Below are 17,065 nucleotides of genomic sequence, written 5' to 3'. Positions count from 1 at the left end.
GCGACAGGATGTTGCCGTTCGGATACCCCGGCGCCCAAGCCATGGCTCGGCGGCCGTGGCCGTCATAGCGATAGCTTTCCTTGCCGGTGACGGCTCGCAGGCGATTGCCGAAGTCGAAGTCGAAGTCCTGCCCGTTCTTGTTGTCGAGGCTTCCCTGCACGTCGTACGTCAGCGACGTTGTTGCGAGTCCGTCGTTGCAGTTGGTCGCGTTGCTGCGGACGAACTCCAGGCGCTTCGCTGCGCTGTAGCAGTAGCGCAGGTTTCGCGTCGGATCGACGAGGGCCGTAAGATTGTCGAGCGTATCGTACCCGTACGTAATCGTCCCGCCGAACATCGGTGAGTCCACGGACTTGAGGCGGTCCAGCCCGTCGTAGGTCATGGTTCGGTTGCCGCGCGCGCCGACCAGGCCATCGCTGATTGCAGCCACGTTGCCATTGCCGTCGTAGTCGTAGCTGTCGTCAAGCGTAACGCTTGCGCCGTATGCGTCCTTTCTACGGTCGGGCAACTGCCGCGTGTTTTGGGTCAGCGCATGCACGATGCCATTGCCATAGGTGAACCGGGCAATGGAACCGTTCGGGAAATAGCTCACACCAGTCGCGTAGGTCCCGACCTTGGTCGCCTGGCCTAGCGCATTGGGGGCGTAATCAACTGTGACACCGTTGGGATAGACGTGTGTCGACAGATTGCCGTTGTCGTCGTAACCGTAACCAAGGCCCCACGTGTACCAACCGGGCTGGCTGATCGACTCACCCTGCCCGTCCAACAACCGGCGCCGATTGTAGTGGTAGGAATTGATCACCGGGGCGCCGTCGTTGACGGCGTTGTACGTCGTGATCTGCTCCGGCAACCCATCCGGCGTGTAGGTCCAATCCTGATCACCGACGCCATCAGGGAAGCGCAGAGTCTTCAATCGATTGCGCGCGTCGTACGTCCGATCAGCGCGGCGGCCGGTAGTGTCGATGGCGCAGTCGGTGGTACTCGACCACGGCAGTCCGGCAGCCGACCAGGCGAGGTTGCCCGCGGCGTCATATCCCATGGCCGTTGAGCCGGTCTCCAGCTCTACGCGCTTGCATAGCTGCTGATTGGCGTCGTAGACGTAGTAGCGACCACTCCATTCCGAACTGTCGGCGTTGCTGCGCACGAGCGAAGTCGGCTTGCCGAACACGTCGCGATGGATCGTGGTGCGCGCGCCTTCGGGGAGGAGCATGACCTTCGGCAAGTCCTGCGTCGGCTGGTCGTACACGTAGTACGAGGTGGTGGTCGACTGGCTACGCGGGTTGGTGGTCTTGGTTTGAAAGCCGGCCAAATAGGAGATTGTCGTCGTCAGGAGACCCGTCGCGTCGTTTTCCCAGTTCTGCCTGATCTGTGTGACGCGGCCCAATGCGTCATACGCAGTGGACGTCCCAAGCGTTATCGCCGTGTAATCCGTCAAGGTGGGCAATGCGTACGACTTGAAGATGGCGCGGCCGCCAGCGTCGTAGCGCGACACGTGAACGCTTCGCGTTTTGACGATATCGGCATTGTCGTAAGTCATCGTCACGAGCGGACGCAACAATGCGTCGAAGTAGATCACCTTGCGCGCATTGCCGGTGCTGATTGTTTGCCGCCAGTGCCCACCCACGATGCCGTACTCGCCCGTAGGCACCCACTCGAAGGCTTGCGTGGTCTGGTTCCATTTTTTCGGCTGCGACAGTTCCGGCGTATCGCAAGTGTGATCGACGGTTTCCGAAGGATGGGAGATGCTTGTCAAGCGACCCATCGGGTCGTAGCTGTAGCACGTCCGATAGCCATTCTCGTCCTCGGCCCAGTCGATCAGGCCGAGCGTATTGGCACCAGCCGCAACGCTTGCGCCCAGCGGTTGATCAGGCGTGCCTGGGTATTCGATAAGTTGGGGAACGCCCCGATACCAATTCGAAAACTTGGTTCCGATGCCACGGCCATCGATCAGCTGGCGAAGCGTGCCGTCCGCGTGGTAACCCGCCGTGTATTCCGGCTTGCCGAACTTGAAGGTCGCCGTGGGCAGGGCAGTGACCGCGTGATAGTTGGCACGCGAGGTCTCGACCCCATCGGTGGTCTGGCGCTTGACTTGGCCGAGCACCCATTTGCTCGTGTTGTTGTTGTATTCGGTCGTATCCAACTTGCTGTAGCCCAGCGAGCTGAAGCGCGTCACGCTCAGCGGATTGGCGTACGCGTCGAATGCGTAAATGCCATTCGCCTGATTGATTTGCCAGGTGAAGGTGGTGCTCTGCTGGATCACCTGACGTTGCAGAACCGGCCCATGTTGTTCGGCCGAGTGGTCTCCTCGCGCGTGCGGGCTCGCCCCGATGCGTGCAGGGAACGCCTGGTTCGCGGGATTCAGCAGGTAGGTCGTGCTTTCGGTGCGAAGGATGTTGGTCGGACCGGTTCCGGTTTCGGTCTTGACGAGCTTGCCTTCGCCTTGCCGGAACTTGTTGCTGAAGGTGTAGCGCGTCCACTGATTGTCCGGACCGCTGGTTTCGACCGTTTTGGTAGACGGGCAGCTGGTTCCGGGGCAGTCCTTGGAATAGCTGCCATTGGCCGCACCGTAAACGTATATCCACGTGTAGGGCGTGGCAATGCCGGGGCCCTCGATCCGCTTGGAAATGATCGAGATGCTGCTGTACAGGATCGGATGCAGAGCGATCCAAACAGCGCCCTGGCCCGGGCCCTTGCCGACCCACGCACAAGCTGCGTCGGCGACGTACGATCGACCATGCAAAGTAGGCTTGAACGTAAAGGTGCCGACCGCTCCGGACGGATGCGTGATCGAGCCGGTGTACGTGGATTGTTGCGGATTCATCGGCGAACCCCAGCACTGGGGTTCAGCCTGATCGTCGGCGGCGTGAACGCGAGCGAGGCCTCCGATTTTGTATTGCCACTTCGACGCGTCCGGCAACGTGACGGACAGCAACGTGGAGCCACTCTCGCTGTAGCCGTAGGTCCAGCTGCGTGTGCCATCCGTCATCGATGCCACGCGACCATCCACCCACGTCAGGTCGATGCGACGCCCATCGCTGGCCACGATCGAGCGCAGCTGGCTCCTGACGGTGGGGTCCCAGTCATAGACAACCGAGTTTCCGAAGCGATCCTCGATTCGGGTGGGATAGATCGAGACGGACTTTCGACGAAGGAGGTAGCCGTTGAATGCCATCGTCGTGGCATCGCTGTTTTGTGCGCTGGCGCGTCCGGCCGCCGCGGCTGCGAATCCGCCATCAATCGGCGGCATCCCGACAGCCTTGGTGATTTGCGGCTCGGCCCGCTCCACGATCCAGTCGAACCAGTAACGCGTGCCATCCGGTGCCGTGGCCAGGAAGGCCTCACCCGCAATGTTGTTGTTCAGCGCAGTGCTCGGCAGACACGAGAAATACCACTGCTGTTGGGTCACCCAACGATAGCTCTTGCCGTCGGTCGGCTTGTTCGGGTTGTCTGACGTGACGACCAGCATTTCCTGATCGCCGGCACCAGGCACGTACATGCTGTTGCCGTGCCAGTACTCGCTCGGTGCAAACGTGCCGCCTTGCCCGCCGGTGAGATAGGGCGGCGCGCCTTCTTGGGGAGTCGACACCGTGCACCGCTGACTGCCATTCCCGATGCTGCTGATCCAGCCGGTCTGCCCGAACACGCCATGCAGGCGGGGAATGTCGAATTCCCAGTCGCCGAACGGGAGGGTAGGACGAACCTGCGCGGCCCCATAGGATCCAGTCTTGTCGGTCACCTCGTAACGACGTCCGAACCTGACAGGTACTAGCCCTTTGCCCGGCAGGCTGACGTCGGTCACCTTGAACTCGGTGGTACCCGTAAAGAAATTGGTCTCCTCGCCGAACAGGTCGGCACCCAACGCACCCACGACCTCCGCCGATTTGACGACCTTGCCGTATTCCTGGGGGATGGTGATGTCCTGAGCGGACGCCGTAGGAAGCAACGCGACGCATGCTACGAGCAGCAGCGCAGATAGATCCTTGTACATGTAGTCCCCAATCAACGAAGTTCGCGAGGGTCGCCGGATGCGGCATCGCCCCTAATCAAAAAAGCGACCACTCGTATGGGCGATCCTGCAATCGTCCTGGCGTGCAACCAAGCAGACGACTGCCCGTTGCTCGGCGGACAAATCTCACTACTAGTGGCGCTGCGAAGCGCTGTCGGGCTTGCTCGATTAAGAACGATCGGCTATCTGCAAAGCTTGCTTTGCAGCCATCAAGGATTTCCTCAGCGAGTGCCCCTGATCGAAGCGACCCGCAAGGTGATGCCCCAGCGGCGCGCCAACTCGCGATCGTTCCGCAACTCGAAGCACAGGTCGCATTCGCCGAACATCGCATCGCGGTGCTCACCGGCCGCGTGCCGGAGGCCTTGATCGCGCAGCTCGATCAGCCCGCGCCCCTGCCCGCTTTGCCGGAGCAGATCGACGCGGGGACGCCGGGTGACATCGTGCGGCGGCGTCCCGACGTCGCTGCCGCGGAAGAACGGCTGCATGCGTCGACGGCGCGCATCGGTGTGGCGACTGCGGATCTGTTTCCGCGCTTTACGCTCGGCGGGTTGATCGGTAGTCAGTCGGTGGATGCCGGGAATCTGTTCGAGCGCGACAGCGAGACGCGCGTGGTCGCGCTCGGCATCGATTGGTCGTTCCTCGATGTCGGCCGCGTGCGTGCGCGCATTGCCGCGGCGGATGCGAATGCCGAAGGTGAGCTCGCACGTTATCGGCAGACGGTGTTGCTTGCGCTGGAGGACACGGAAAATGCGTTGATTCGCCAGAATCGGGCGCGCGTCGAGGATGGGCATCGTGAGCAGGCTGCGCTGGACAGTGCGAATGCGGCGCGTCTTGCTCGCGTGCGTTATGAGGCCGGTGCAGTCGATTTGTTCGAGGTGCTCGATGCCGAGCGGGTGCAGTTGCAGGCGCAGGAGGCCCCTCTCCCGCCAGGAGGGGGGTTGGGGAGAGGGTCCGGCTGAGTTGCGCCGGTAGAGCCCGCTCCAAACCGATTGGCGCGCCGCCCGAACGTGTGAAGTTCCAAATTTTTTTGGGAAAAAAATTTGAAACTCCCCACGCTGGGGTATCACCTTGCGGGTCGCTTCGATCAGTGCGCTTTCGCTCGGGCATTTTCTGGGGGCTGCAAAGCATGCTTTGCAGGGAGCTGATCGTTTTCGGGAGAGCGTGCGACGTCAGCTTCAGTATTGTGGCTGCTGGCTATTTCAAGTGCCGCTGCCCAGGAGAAGCCGCCCCAATGAGGCCCTCCTGAAGTCGACTGCCCACTGCGAGACGCCTGACCAATGATGAGGCAGTTACGTTCTTGGTAAGTGAGAACGTCAAGCAGGACACCCGCGCTTGAACGATCGGCTGTCTGCAAAGCTTGCTTTGCAGCCCCCAATCAATGCCCGAGCGAAACCCAAGGATCGAAGCGACCCGAATGGTGATGCCCCAGCGTGGGGAGTTTCAAATTCTTTTCCCAAAAAAATTTGGAACTTCACACGTTCGGGCGGCGCGCCAATCGGTTTCGAGCGGGCTTCACCGACAGACCTTCAAAAAAGCGAACCGTTCGCAGGCTCGGCATAACTCAACCGACCATCGACGATCAACGCCGCCCCCGTATACGGATGCTCCTCACTGCGCCCAGGCGACAAAAGGTGAACCACCTCCCACCCATCGGCCTTGAAGTCATCCGAAATCAACCCACGATGGCACTGCCACCACATCGCCTCCGCACACATCACCGCAGTCGGTGACGCACCCGCAAGCCTGGCCAACGCAACACGCGCATCCCGATACCCGAGCGTCTCCATGTAATCGGCATACCCGCGGAAACTCGCATTCCGCCACCGCGTATTCGGCGAATCCTCCGCCGGCGTGCGCCGCCCGCCGAGATCGACCATCGGCACGTAAGCGATGCCCGCCTGCGGCAGCGTCCGGGCCATCGTCTCCCCGGAGAACTGCGGATTCCGCCGCGACCCCGCGAACCGCCGCACATCGACCAACGTGCGAATCCCCGCCGCATCGAGCATCCCGACGAACACCGCCCACTCGCGCGTCGAATGCCCGATGGTCCACAAGGTGCGCATCCCCGAATGCTAGCGGCTCGCCTGCCCCACGCACGGTGAAACCCCGTTGACGCCCCCGCGACTAGGCTGGTCCACATGAATGGACATACCCCCGTGAGCCTGGCCCGCAGCGCGCAGATCATCGCCTTCCTGCTGAAATACCGCGGCGCCGGCGTCTTTACCGGCATCGACCTCGACAGCGCGGCGGCCAGCATCGATACGCTGGAACCGGGCGAAGGCAACGCCGAACAATTCGTCGACGACCTCGAAGCCCTCGGCCCGACCTTCATCAAGATCGGCCAGGCGCTGTCGACGCGGCCGGACATGGTGCCGCCCGCCTACATCACCGCGCTGCAACGCATGCAGGACGAAGTCTCGCCGGTGCCTTTCGAAATCGTGCGCGCGGTGTTCGAGAGCGAGATCGGCGTGCGCATGAACAAGGTGTTCGCATCGGTCGACGAAACGCCGATCGGCAGCGCATCGCTCGCGCAGGTGCACCGCGCGGTGTTGCGCGACGGGCGCGAGGTCGCGGTGAAGATCCAGCGGCCCTTCGTCGCCGAACAGGTACGCATGGACCTGGACACCATCGCCTCCTTCGCCGACAAGGCCGACCGCATCACCGACATCGGACGGCGCCTGCGCTTCGCCGACTGGGTCCACGAATTCCGCAAGGCCTTGTTCGCCGAACTGGATTACCGCGTCGAAGCCGACAACCTCGAACGCTTCTCCGAGCACTTCCAGGACTATCCCGAGTTGTTCGTCCCGCAGCCGGTGCGCGACCTGTGCTCGGTGCGCGTGCTGACCATGGACCTGGTGCGCGGTGTCAAGGTGACCGCGATTTCCGGCGTGCGGCGCACCGAACAGGACATGGGCCTGCTGGGCAAGGCGCTCATGCAGGGTTACCTCGACCAGATGTTCGTGCATGGCGAAATCCACGCCGACCCGCACGCCGGCAACATGCTGGTGACCGACGACGGGCGCCTGGGCCTGTTCGACCTGGGCATGATCGCGCACGTGCCGCCCAAGCAGCGCGAGCGTTTGCTCAAGCTGTTGTTCGGCGCGGTCGACGGGCGCGGCGAGGAAGTGGCGAGCGAAGCCATCGCGATGGGCACGCGGCTGGAGGACTTCGAACACGAACGCTTCCAGCGCGAAATCGGCCAACTCGTCGCGCGTTACGCCGCGCACGCCGGTTCGCAGTCGATGTCCGAAGGGCGGCTGGTCATCGAACTGGTGCGCATCTCCACGGCCTGCAACCTGCGCACGCCGCCGGAGCTGAGCCTGCTGGGCAAGACGCTGCTGAACCTGGAACAGGTGGCCTTCGCGCTGCAGCCCAACCTGGACGTGAAGCGGATCACCGAAGACCACATCCAGCACGTGATGCGAGAGCGGATGCGGCAGTCCTTCTCGCCGGCCAACATCGCCGGCGAAGTGCTGGAGATGCAATCGTTGTTGCGCGAATCGCCGCGCAAGATCTCCGACATCCTGTCGCTGATCTCCGAGAACCGGCTGATCGTGCACCTGGGCGGCCTGGACGACTCGCAGCTGATGGAAAACCTGCAGAAGATCGCCAACCGCATCACCGCCGGCGTGATCACCGCCGCGCTGATCCTGGCTTCGGCGATGCTGATGCGCGTGGACACGGCGGGGGCGCGCCTGTTCGGCTACCCGGCGCTGGCGCTGGTGTTGTTCCTGCTGGGGACGGTGCTCGGGCTGCTGCTGGTCTGGAGCTCGTTCCGTCGCGACCACAAGGCACGGCCGAAGGAGGAAAGGGGGACGCGGTGAAGCGGGAATGGGGAATAGGGAATGGGGAATCGTTGGACCGGGGCGATTTGAGGCGATGGCGACCTGCGGCGAATCAACTATTCCCTATTCCCCATTCCCCATTCCCCATTCCCCATTCCCCATTCCCTTAGAATTCACACCCCCACGCTTCACCCGCCCCCCAGCAAATGTCCTCCCCCTTCGGCACCGAAACCGTGCTCGATGTCCGTCACTGGACGGACGCCTATTTCAGTTTCACCACCACGCGCGACGACGGCTTCCGGTTCGAGAACGGCCAGTTCGTCATGATCGGCTTGCCGGTGGAACAAGCCGACGGCGCCACCCGCCCGCTGCTGCGCGCGTATTCGATCGCCAGCGCGAACTGGGAAGAGCAACTGGAGTTCTTCAGCATCAAGGTGGCCGACGGCCCGCTCACCTCGCGCCTGCAGCACATCCGCCCCGGCGACACGGTGCTGATCGGCCGCAAGCCCACGGGTACGCTGTTGATCCACGACCTGCACCCGGGCCGCAACCTGTACCTGCTCGGCACCGGCACGGGCTTTGCGCCGTGGCTGGCGGTGATCAAGGACCCGGCGACGTACGAGCGCTTCGAGCGCGTGATCCTCTGCCATGGCGTGCGCAACGCCGCCGACCTGGCGTATCGCGACTACATCGTCAACGAATTGCCGCAACACGAATTCCTGGGCGACCAGGTGCGCGCGCAATTGCTGTATTACCCGGCGGTATCGCGCGAGCCCTTCGCCGTCGACGGCAAGGACCAACGCGGGCGCCTGACCGATCTGATGGCCAGCGGCCGGATGATGGAGCACCTCGGCCTTGCGCCGCTGGACCCGGCGCACGACCGCGCGATGGTCTGCGGCAGCCCGCAGATGCTGGCCGACTTCCGCGCGCTCTTCGATGGCCGCGGGTTCAGCGCCGCGCCACGCATCGGCGTGCCCGGCGAGTTCGTGTTCGAGCGCGCGTTCGTCGAGAAGTAGCGCGTTCCCCACGACCGCGCCTCACCGCCGCGGAAAACCGATCGACGTGCCTTGGAGCACGAAGGGCGTGCCGTAAAGCGTCGGCGTGGCCTTCCGCGCGCGATACGGAATGAACAGGTCCATGCAGCGCCCACCGACGTGCGAGAGGTGCAATCGGATCGCGCTGTCCATGCCCTCGCGCGGCACGTGCAGGTGGATGTCGAACACCAGGGCGTGCGCCACGGCGGCGGCATCGATCTCCGCCACTTCCTTCGCCAGCGCGTGCTGGCACGGCGGGTCCGTGCGCATCGCCGGACCGAACCCGACGTGCACCAGGCGATCGGGCGCCACGACGTAACCACCGAAAGGCTGGAACGCGCCGAAGCGGTCGAGCATCGTGCGGGCGAAGGCCAGCAGTTCGTCGCGCAGCAGGTCGCATTCGGGTGTCATGGTTGCGGCCCCAGGTCGTCGCGCCGGATGACGGTGCTCGCGTCTTCGACGGTCGCGGTGACATGCGTGCGCGTGCCGGTGACGACCACATGCGTGCGACCGGTGGCTTGTGCGTGCTCCAGTTGCGCGCGCAGTTGCGAGGACATCGCCACGCGCTTGGCATCCTTGATTTCGCCCACCTGCGTGGCGTTCTCGAAATCGGGAATCGTGCGGCCGTGTTGCGTGACCACCGGCCGCGTGTTCTTCGCCTCGCCCAGCGCGGCAAGGATGCGGGCCTCGGCGCGAATGCCACGGATGAGGTTGGCCGGGCTGGCGGCGAAGGCGCCGGGGCCGTCCTGGAATTGCGTGACGAACAGGCCGGCCAGCAGGCGCAAACCGCCGAACTGGCCTTCGCGATGCACGCGCGCCATCGCCGCGGCCTGCCCTTGCGGCGGCGCCTGCCCATGCGCGGCCACCCATGCGATGGATTGTCGTCCGTCGGGATCCACGCGCGCGGCAGGGTCGCCATCGGCATAGGCGTAACGCGAGCCGGTGGCGGGCGCCGGATCGACCGACACGAAGCGCGCCGACGCCGGCAGCGCGACGCACGACAACAGCAGGCACAACACCCACGCGAAGACGCGTCGTTCCATGATCGCTCCGTGATCTGCGGGAGGCTCCATCACGCGCCTTCGCGCTCCCGTGCGACAAGACGAAACGCCGCCGGTGCCTGCAGAAGATCGGCTACGGCGCGTTCACTTGTTCTTGACCGCAAGCATTCGCCGGTGGGTTAACGTTTTTCGATATGGAGACGACGCGGAAAGCCGCTTCCCACCCCCTTCCCGACGTGCACCATGCGCCGCCGCTTTCGGTCGCCCGCTTTTTCACGCGCCGCTCCCTGCGCGCGCTCACGCAGGCCGAGCGCGACAAGGTTGTCGAAGCGCAGGTGCAATCCACGCGCCCGATCGTCAGCGGCGTGGTGGCCAGCGGCGCGACGATCCTCGCGCTCACCGGCATGTTCGAATTCGCCGGCATCACGCCGGACATCGGCTGGCCGTGGTGGGCGGTGGAACTGGTCGCGCTGACGGCCGCGGCCTGCGCGATCGCGATCTGGCATCTCAACGATTGGCGCCCGCGCCTGCTGCTCACGGTGTTGAGCGTGTTGCTCGTCGGGATCTTCCTGTCGGTGCCGATGCCCGGCGTCGGCACCGTCCTTGCCGGGCGTACAGGGCTGTTCCAGTTGATGCCGATCGCGCTGCTCGCGCTGATGGCGCGGCGCGTTTCGATCCTGGCCATTTCCGGGGCCATGCTCGCGATCGCCGCGTTGCGCGTGGGCCTGCACGGCAATCCGCCCGCGGGCGCGGCGCTGTATTGGCTGACGCTCGCCGTCTCAATCGGATTCGGCATCATGCTCGGCGGCTATCGCACCGATTTCGCCGTGGGCGCCTACCGCATCCGCCAGAAGCTGCGCGAACAGGCGACCACCGACGAACTCACCGGCCTGCGCAATCGCGCCGGCTGGAACCGCGAAGCCGGCGATGCCTACGACGATGCGATCAAGCGCGGGCGCCGCGCGAGCGTGGTCTTCCTCGACATCGATCACTTCAAGCGCGTCAACGACACCTTCGGCCACGCCACCGGCGACCGCGTCATCCAGCAACTCGGCCAGATCCTGCGCGAACGCGCGGGCGAGCGTTGCCTGTGCGCGCGCCTGGGCGGCGAGGAGTTCGTCGTGCTGCTGATCGACCAGGCGCCCGAATCGGTCGAAGGGTTCGTGCAACGCGTGCGCCGCGAATTCCAGGACGCGGCGCACGACACGGGCGTCACCGTCAGCGCAGGGGTCGCGCACCGCATCCCGGCCGAGAGCATGGGCCAGCACATGCGCCGCGCGGACCTCGCGCTCTACGAGGCGAAGGCCGCGGGCCGCGACCGCATGCAGGTCTCCGAAGCCTAGGCGTTCGCCGGGCGCAGGGCGTCGCGATAACGGCGGCTGCACGGCACGATCGTGCCGTCGCGCAGGACCACGCGCGCATCGCCCGTCTCCAGCGGCTCGATCTGCGCGATGCAATCCAGGTTCACCATGTGGCTGCGGTGCACGCGCACGAAGCGGGCCGGATCGAGTTGTTGTTCGATCGTCGCCATCGTGCTGCGCAGCGGATATTCGTGGCCGCGCACGCGCAGGTTCACGTAGTTGCCGGAAGCCTGCAGCGCTTCGACATCATTGGCGGCGATCAGGAATTCCTTGCCGAGCTTGCGGACGAGGAAACGCTCCGGCCGTTCGGCGAGCATGGGTGCGGGCGCGTCGTCGGGCTGCGACAGCACGCTCGCCTCGCCCTGCCAGCGGCGCAGGAACCAGCGCCACGCTTCCATCGTCACTACCAGGGACGCGTAGCTGCGGACGTCCTTCAGATATTCGTAGCCCCATTCGCGCAGGACCGGGCCGAAGTCGTAGTGCTCGCCCTGCGTCGCGTAGACGGCCTTGCGGATGGCGACCATCGCCGCGACGTGGGCGATCGACCAGGCCACGCTCCCCAGCAAGTGCAGCGGCAGCGCGCGCCGCCAGGTGTCGAAACGCACGGGATTGATGCGCGTGAACCTGGCCGCGGCCGGCACCAGCGCCAGGCACACGACCGCGCTCGACCATTCCCACACCGCCGGTTGCCAGGCCTGGAAGTCCAGGTGCGCCCGCTGGATGTCGAGCCAGGTCACCGCGCTGTTGGCGGCGGCGTTGAGGCAATACATCACGACCCAGAAGCCGACCTCGAAGGTGCGGCGCCAGGGGCGGAAACGGTCCCACGCGGTGGGGCTCATCGGGATGGAGGCATCGACATGCCGCGCATTGTGGCGGAGGGACGCGCTTGGGCGGAACCGGTTCGTCCCTGCGATCCGCGATTCGTCCCCGGGATCGGCGAATCAATCACTTGGCGCTGTCTTTCGCACCACGGCGCGTCGAGGGTGGGCCATCCCAACCACCGGACCGCCACCATGTCCACCACGCGACGCCACGACATCGACGCCCTGCGCGCCATCGCCTTCGGCATGCTCATCCTCTATCACTGGGCGATGCTCTACGTGGGCGGCGACTGGGGCTGGCACATCAAGTCGACCTACACCACCGAAGCGATCCAACTGCCGATGCTCGCGGTCAACCGCTGGCGCATGGACCTGATCTTCCTGATCTCGGGCCTGTCGGTGCATTTCCTGCTGCGCGATTCCGGCATCGGCCGCTTCGTCGCGCTGCGGACCTGGCGCCTGTTGCTGCCCCTGGTCTTCGGCATGTGGGTCGTGGTGCCGATCCAGCCCTACGTCGAAGGCGTGTCCAACGGGCTGGTGGCGCCGGGCTTCCTCGACTTCCTCGTGCGCTATTACGGCCACACGACCTGGCCCGAAGGCGCCTTCGCCGGTTGGGAACACGGCTTCACCTGGAACCACCTGTGGTACCTGGCCTACCTGTGGACCTACACGATGGTGCTTGCGCTGCTGCTGCCCCTGCTGCGTCGCCTGCCCAATCCACTCGCGAAGTTGCGCGGGATCTGGCTGCTGATCGTTCCGGCGCTGCCGATCGCGGTGTTCACCCTGTTGCTGCAGCCGCATTTCGAAGACACCGGCGACCTGGTGCACGACTGGTACCGCCACAGCGTGTACTTCACGATGTTCCTCTACGGGTGGTGGCTGGGCACGAACGAGGCGTTGTGGGCCGAACTCGCGCGCCTGCGCCGCCGTGCCCTGGTCAGCGCGGTCGCCTTGTTCGCCTTCTATGCCGCGTGCGTGTACGTGTTGCCCGAGCAAGTGTCCGACACGCTGCAGGCCGCGATCTGGATCCTGCGCAGCCTGTACATCTGGTGGATGCTCTGCGCGATCCTCGGGTACGGCCGCACCTACCTCGACCGTCCCTTCGCATGGCTGCCGTGGGCGAACGAAGCGGTCTACCCGTGGTACGTGCTGCACCAGAGCCTGATCGTCGGCATTGCCTTCGTGCTCGTGCCGATGCACCTGGGGCCGATCGTCGAAACGGCGCTCGTGTTGATCGGCACCGTCGCCGGTTGTGCGCTGTTGTTCGCGGTGATCCGCCGCGTGCCGGTGCTGCGCCCGGCGTTCGGCATCAAGCGCCGTCAGGCCAGGGCGGCTTCGATGTCCTTGGCCAGCGACTCGGGCGTGTCGGTCGGTGCGTAACGCTTGCGCACCTTGCCATCGCGGCCGACCAAAAACTTCGTGAAATTCCACTTGATGGCGTCGATGCCCAGGAACCCGCCCTTCTCTTCCTTCAACCACTTGTAGAGGGGATGGGCTTGGGCTCCGTTGACGTCGATCTTCGCGAACAAGGGGAAGTCGACGTCGTAGGTCAGCGAGCAGAAGTTCTTGATTTCCGATTCATCGCCCGGTTCCTGGTGGCCGAACTGGTCGCACGGGAAACCGAGGACCACCAGCCCGCGGTCGGCGTAGTCCTTCCAGAGTTTTTCCAGGCCCGTGTACTGCGGCGTGAACCCGCACTTGGACGCGACGTTGACGATCAGCAGTACCTTGCCGCGCCAGTCGGCGAGCGACTTGTCATGGCCGTCGATGTCCTGCGCGCTGAAGTCGAAAGCGGTGGTCATGTTGCCATCCGGGGCGACGGGGGAGTCGCCCCGGAATATAGCTCAGTGCTTGCCGGAGGGTTCGGAGACTTCCTTGACGACCTTGGCGGTCTGGCCATCCTTGCCGGCCAGCGCGATGTCGGCCAGCGACACGATGCCGGTGAGCTTGCCCTTGGCATCGACCACCGGCACGCGGCGGATCTGCGAGGACTCCATCAGCGCGGTCGCGTCCTTGAGGGTGCTGTCTTCGCGCACGCTCTTGACCGGGGCGCTCATCGCATCGGAGGCGGTCGCGCCCATGGTGTCGCGGCCTTCGGCCACGATGCGCACGGCGATGTCGCGATCGGTGACCACGCCCACCAGCGCGCCCTGAGTGTCGACGACCGGGATCTGGCCGCAGTCGTTCTCGATCATCAGGCGCGCCACGTCGCGCAGGGGCGTCTCGGGGGTGGCGGACGCGGGGTTGGCGGTCATCACCGTGGTGACGTTGCTCATGGGGGCGCTCCGTTGGAAAGGGGAACCGGGATTGTTGCGACGCGGCGGTCGGGCGCATGTGAACCGGGCGCGGGCCGGGGCCGAAACGGCCGCATTCACCGGACATGGCTTTCGTCATGCGTAGCCTGCACCGGGCTGGGGTAAATTCGGCAGTTCCGTCCGCCGAGAACCCTACCAATGAAGCACCCGCTCGCCTGCGCCCTGGCGCTCGCCCTCGCCGCAGGCACGCCTGCTTTGACGTATGCGCCCGCCGCGGCCGCGCAGACCCAAGGATCCGCCGTGCAGAACCCCGCCTCCAATCCGTTCTTCGCCGACAGCACGCTGCCCCTGCACTACCCCGACTTCGCGAAGATCAAGGACACCGACTTCGCCCCGGCCTTCGACCAGGGCATGAAGGAAGAACTCGCCGAAATCGAGCGCATCGCCAACGACAAGTCCGAACCGACTTTCGACAACACGATCCTGGCGATGGAGAAGAACGGCCGCACGCTCACGCGCGCCGCCACCGTCTTCTACAACCTGCTGGGCGCCGACAAGAACGACGCGCGCGAACAGATCGACGAGAAGTATTCGCCCATCTTCGCCGCGCACCGCGACGCCATCCGCCTGAACCCCAAGCTGTTCGCGCGCATCCAGTCGCTCTACGACCGCCGCGCCTCGCTGGGCCTGGACGCGCAGCAGACGCGCCTGGTCGAGCGTTACTACACCGACTTCGTCCGCGCCGGCGCCAAGCTGAGCGAAGCGGACAAGACCAAGCTCAAGGACATCAACGGCGAGCTCGCCACGCTGGGCACGCAGTTCGACCAGAAGCTGATCGCCGGCCGCAACGCCGCCGCGGTCGTCGTCGACACGCGCGCCGAACTCGACGGCCTGTCCGATGCGCAGATCGACGCGGCCGCCGACGTGGCCAAGGCGCGCAAGCTCGATGGCAAGTACGTCCTGACCATCCTCAACACCACCGGCCAGCCCCCGGCTGCGCAGCTGACCAACCGCGCGCTGCGCGAGAAGCTGTATCGCGCCTCGATGGCGCGCGGCGACGGCGGCGAGTTCGACACCACTGCGATCATTTCGAAGGTCGTCAAGCTGCGCGCGCAGAAGGCGCAGTTGCTCGGCTATCCGAACTGGGCCGCGTTCGTGCTCGAAGACGAAACCGCGAAGACGCCGCAGGCCGTCAACGACATGCTCGGCAAGCTCGCCCCGCCGGCGGTGGCCAACGCCAGGCGCGAAGCCGCCGACCTGCAGGCGATGATCGACAAGGAACAGAAGGCCAAGGGCCAGCCGACCTTCAAGCTGGAACCGTGGGATTGGTCCTTCTATTCGGAGAAGGTGCGCAAGGAGAAGTTCGCGTTCGACGAGAACGAACTCAAGCCGTACCTGGAACTCGACAACGTGCAGCAGAACGGCGTCTTCTACGCCGCGCACGAGGAATACGGCCTGACGTTCAAGGAACGCAAGGACCTGCCGGTGTACGAGCCGGACGTGCGCGTGTTCGACGTGTTCGACAAGGACGGCAAGCAGCTCGCCATCTTCATCTCCGACATGTACGCCCGCGATTCCAAGCAGGGCGGCGCGTGGATGAACTCCTACGTCGACCAGTCCGAGCTCACCGGCTTCCTCCCGGTCGTGGCCAACCACCTCAACATCACCAAGCCGCCGGCGGGCCAGCCCACGCTGCTGACGTGGGATGAAGTGACCACGATGTTCCATGAGTTCGGCCATGCGCTGCACGGCATGTTCTCGAACGTGAAGTACCCCTACTTCACCGGCACCAGCGTGCCGCGCGATTTCGTCGAATACCCCTCGCAGGTCAACGAGATGTGGGCCGACTGGCCGACGGTGCTGCCGAACTACGCCAAGCACTACCAGACCGGCAAGCCGATGCCGAAGGAATTGCTCGACAAGGTGCTGGCCGCGGGCAAGTTCAACCAGGGCTTCACCACCACCGAGTACCTGGGCGCCGCGCTGCTCGACCAGAAGTGGCACCAGATCACCCCCGACCAGGTGCCGCCGGCTTCGGGCGTGATGGCCTTCGAAGCCGCTGCGCTGAAGAAGGACGGCGTGGACTTCGCCGCGGTGCCGCCGCGTTACAAGACGCCGTACTTCAGCCACATCATGGGCGGCTACTCGGCCGGCTACTACGCCTACATCTGGTCGGAAGTGCTCGATGCCGATTCGGTGGAATGGTTCAAGCAGCACGGTGGCCTGACGCGCGCCAACGGCGATCACTTCCGCGACACCCTGCTCTCGCGCGGCGGCAGCAAGGATGCGCTGGTGTTGTTCAAGGACTTCGCCGGCCATGGGCCGGAGATCGGTCCGCTGCTGAAGCGTCGCGGCCTGGATGGTGCGGCGGATGATTCGAAGAAGCCCGAAGGCGAAGCCAAGCCGACGGAGAAGACCGCCGCGGGCGGTTGATCCTTCGACGCGATCGTTTTGAAAGCGAAAGGGCCGCAATCGGCCCTTTCCTTTTGCATCGGTTTGCGCGGCGATCAGGCCGCCGATTGCACGCGCACGGGCTTGTCGTCGCAGCAGCACACATCCTTGCTCAGCTTCGCCACTTGCCAGGCCGAATGCGCTTCTTCGCGCACTTCGTTCCAGCCCAGTTGCGAATCGCCGCGCACGCGCGACCAGTCGCTCGCCATCTGCGGCTCGACCTTCTGCCAGGTCATGTCGGGATAGAAACCCGTCGCCAGTTCGCCCAGGGCTCGGGCGCGCGCGGAGGTGACTTCGTCGATGTCGCGCGGGGCGGCATGGAGGTGGATGACCATACGGGGCTGGACCTGGGTT

14 protein-coding genes are annotated in these 17,065 nt (G+C 64.9%); 6 read left to right on the top strand and 8 right to left on the bottom strand.

Annotated elements, in window-relative coordinates; translation table 11 throughout:
• A partial coding sequence (locus AB4059_RS13995; protein ID WP_498979691.1) for an RHS repeat domain-containing protein occupies positions 1-3,985 on the bottom strand: 3,985 nt, incomplete at its 3' end.
• Positions 3,986-4,338: 353 nt separating this feature from the next.
• Between AB4059_RS13995 and AB4059_RS13990 the strand changes: the two genes are divergently transcribed.
• Positions 4,339-4,962: a TolC family protein gene (locus AB4059_RS13990; protein WP_498979689.1), complete on the top strand. Its 624-nt coding sequence runs from the start codon at positions 4,339-4,341 to the stop codon at positions 4,960-4,962.
• 567 nt (positions 4,963-5,529) lie between these two features.
• Here AB4059_RS13990 and AB4059_RS13985 read toward each other — a convergent pair.
• A complete protein-coding gene (locus AB4059_RS13985) occupies positions 5,530-6,066 on the bottom strand; it encodes a DUF488 domain-containing protein (RefSeq protein ID WP_498979687.1) in 537 nt (178 codons plus the stop codon).
• Between the two features lie 75 nt (positions 6,067-6,141).
• Between AB4059_RS13985 and AB4059_RS13980 the strand changes: the two genes are divergently transcribed.
• Both AB4059_RS13980 and AB4059_RS13975 read left to right on the top strand, forming a co-directional pair.
• The gene (locus tag AB4059_RS13980; protein WP_498979686.1) at positions 6,142-7,827 is read left to right on the top strand and encodes an ABC1 kinase family protein; all 1,686 of its coding nucleotides are present in this window, start codon (positions 6,142-6,144) and stop codon (positions 7,825-7,827) included.
• Between the two features lie 167 nt (positions 7,828-7,994).
• Positions 7,995-8,804 carry a ferredoxin--NADP reductase gene (locus AB4059_RS13975; protein ID WP_498979684.1) on the top strand — a complete coding sequence of 270 codons (810 nt, stop codon included), beginning with the start codon at positions 7,995-7,997 and terminating at the stop codon, positions 8,802-8,804.
• Between the two features lie 21 nt (positions 8,805-8,825).
• Here the strand turns inward: AB4059_RS13975 and AB4059_RS13970 are convergent, their stop codons facing one another.
• Positions 8,826-9,233 carry a hypothetical protein gene (locus AB4059_RS13970; RefSeq protein WP_498979683.1) on the bottom strand — a complete coding sequence of 136 codons (408 nt, stop codon included), beginning with the start codon at positions 9,231-9,233 and terminating at the stop codon, positions 8,826-8,828.
• Positions 9,230-9,865, bottom strand: coding sequence for a putative toxin (locus AB4059_RS13965; RefSeq protein ID WP_498979681.1), 636 nt, complete (start codon positions 9,863-9,865; stop codon positions 9,230-9,232). Before AB4059_RS13965 ends, AB4059_RS13970 begins: the two co-directional genes overlap by 4 nt.
• A 152-nt stretch (positions 9,866-10,017) precedes the next feature.
• Between AB4059_RS13965 and AB4059_RS13960 the strand changes: the two genes are divergently transcribed.
• Positions 10,018-11,166, top strand: coding sequence for a GGDEF domain-containing protein (locus tag AB4059_RS13960; protein ID WP_498979679.1), 1,149 nt, complete (start codon positions 10,018-10,020; stop codon positions 11,164-11,166).
• Here the strand turns inward: AB4059_RS13960 and AB4059_RS13955 are convergent.
• Positions 11,163-12,023: a LytTR family DNA-binding domain-containing protein gene (locus AB4059_RS13955; protein WP_498979678.1), complete on the bottom strand. Its 861-nt coding sequence runs from the start codon at positions 12,021-12,023 to the stop codon at positions 11,163-11,165. The two genes, AB4059_RS13960 and AB4059_RS13955, sit on opposite strands and share 4 nt — an antisense overlap.
• 174 nt (positions 12,024-12,197) lie before the next feature.
• Between AB4059_RS13955 and AB4059_RS13950 the strand changes: the two genes are divergently transcribed.
• Positions 12,198-13,385: an acyltransferase family protein gene (locus AB4059_RS13950; protein ID WP_498979677.1), complete on the top strand. Its 1,188-nt coding sequence runs from the start codon at positions 12,198-12,200 to the stop codon at positions 13,383-13,385.
• Here the strand turns inward: AB4059_RS13950 and AB4059_RS13945 are convergent.
• Together AB4059_RS13945 and AB4059_RS13940 are read right to left on the bottom strand one after the other, a co-directional pair.
• Positions 13,325-13,807, bottom strand: a complete 483-nt coding sequence (locus AB4059_RS13945) for a glutathione peroxidase (protein ID WP_498979676.1) — start codon at positions 13,805-13,807, stop codon at positions 13,325-13,327. The two genes, AB4059_RS13950 and AB4059_RS13945, sit on opposite strands and share 61 nt — an antisense overlap.
• 42 nt (positions 13,808-13,849) lie before the next feature.
• Positions 13,850-14,281, bottom strand: coding sequence for a CBS domain-containing protein (locus tag AB4059_RS13940; protein ID WP_498979675.1), 432 nt, complete (start codon positions 14,279-14,281; stop codon positions 13,850-13,852).
• 177 nt (positions 14,282-14,458) lie between these two features.
• On the opposite strand from AB4059_RS13940, the gene AB4059_RS13935 reads away from it, so the two are divergent.
• Positions 14,459-16,693, top strand: coding sequence for a M3 family metallopeptidase (locus tag AB4059_RS13935; protein ID WP_498979674.1), 2,235 nt, complete (start codon positions 14,459-14,461; stop codon positions 16,691-16,693).
• Between the two features lie 74 nt (positions 16,694-16,767).
• Here AB4059_RS13935 and AB4059_RS13930 read toward each other — a convergent pair whose 3' ends face one another.
• Positions 16,768-17,046 (bottom strand): hypothetical protein, encoded by a 279-nt coding sequence (locus AB4059_RS13930; RefSeq protein WP_498979673.1) that lies wholly within the window; start codon positions 17,044-17,046, stop codon positions 16,768-16,770.
• Between the last annotated feature and the right edge of the window lie 19 nt (positions 17,047-17,065).

This window comes from Lysobacter sp. 2RAF19, assembly GCF_052115395.1.
In the GTDB taxonomy this organism is placed as follows: domain Bacteria; phylum Pseudomonadota; class Gammaproteobacteria; order Xanthomonadales; family Xanthomonadaceae; genus Noviluteimonas.
The sequence above is the reverse complement of the archived record's forward strand: the minus strand, read 5'-3'. Positions and strand labels throughout refer to the sequence as shown.

What these genes read in the sequence shown, in the direction of transcription:
- AB4059_RS13980 (WP_498979686.1), top strand. Translation starts at nt 6,142, where the DNA reads ATGAATGGACATACCCCCGTGAGCCTGGCCCGCAGCGCGCAGATCATC.
- AB4059_RS13940 (WP_498979675.1), bottom strand. Translation starts at nt 14,281, where the DNA reads ATGAGCAACGTCACCACGGTGATGACCGCCAACCCCGCGTCCGCCACC.
- AB4059_RS13950 (WP_498979677.1), top strand. Translation starts at nt 12,198, where the DNA reads ATGTCCACCACGCGACGCCACGACATCGACGCCCTGCGCGCCATCGCC.
- AB4059_RS13935 (WP_498979674.1), top strand. Translation starts at nt 14,459, where the DNA reads ATGAAGCACCCGCTCGCCTGCGCCCTGGCGCTCGCCCTCGCCGCAGGC.
- AB4059_RS13960 (WP_498979679.1), top strand. Translation starts at nt 10,018, where the DNA reads ATGGAGACGACGCGGAAAGCCGCTTCCCACCCCCTTCCCGACGTGCAC.
- AB4059_RS13985 (WP_498979687.1), bottom strand. Translation starts at nt 6,066, where the DNA reads ATGCGCACCTTGTGGACCATCGGGCATTCGACGCGCGAGTGGGCGGTG.
- AB4059_RS13945 (WP_498979676.1), bottom strand. Translation starts at nt 13,807, where the DNA reads ATGACCACCGCTTTCGACTTCAGCGCGCAGGACATCGACGGCCATGAC.
- AB4059_RS13955 (WP_498979678.1), bottom strand. Translation starts at nt 12,023, where the DNA reads ATGAGCCCCACCGCGTGGGACCGTTTCCGCCCCTGGCGCCGCACCTTC.
- AB4059_RS13970 (WP_498979683.1), bottom strand. Translation starts at nt 9,233, where the DNA reads ATGACACCCGAATGCGACCTGCTGCGCGACGAACTGCTGGCCTTCGCC.
- AB4059_RS13965 (WP_498979681.1), bottom strand. Translation starts at nt 9,865, where the DNA reads ATGGAACGACGCGTCTTCGCGTGGGTGTTGTGCCTGCTGTTGTCGTGC.
- AB4059_RS13930 (WP_498979673.1), bottom strand. Translation starts at nt 17,046, where the DNA reads ATGGTCATCCACCTCCATGCCGCCCCGCGCGACATCGACGAAGTCACC.
- AB4059_RS13975 (WP_498979684.1), top strand. Translation starts at nt 7,995, where the DNA reads ATGTCCTCCCCCTTCGGCACCGAAACCGTGCTCGATGTCCGTCACTGG.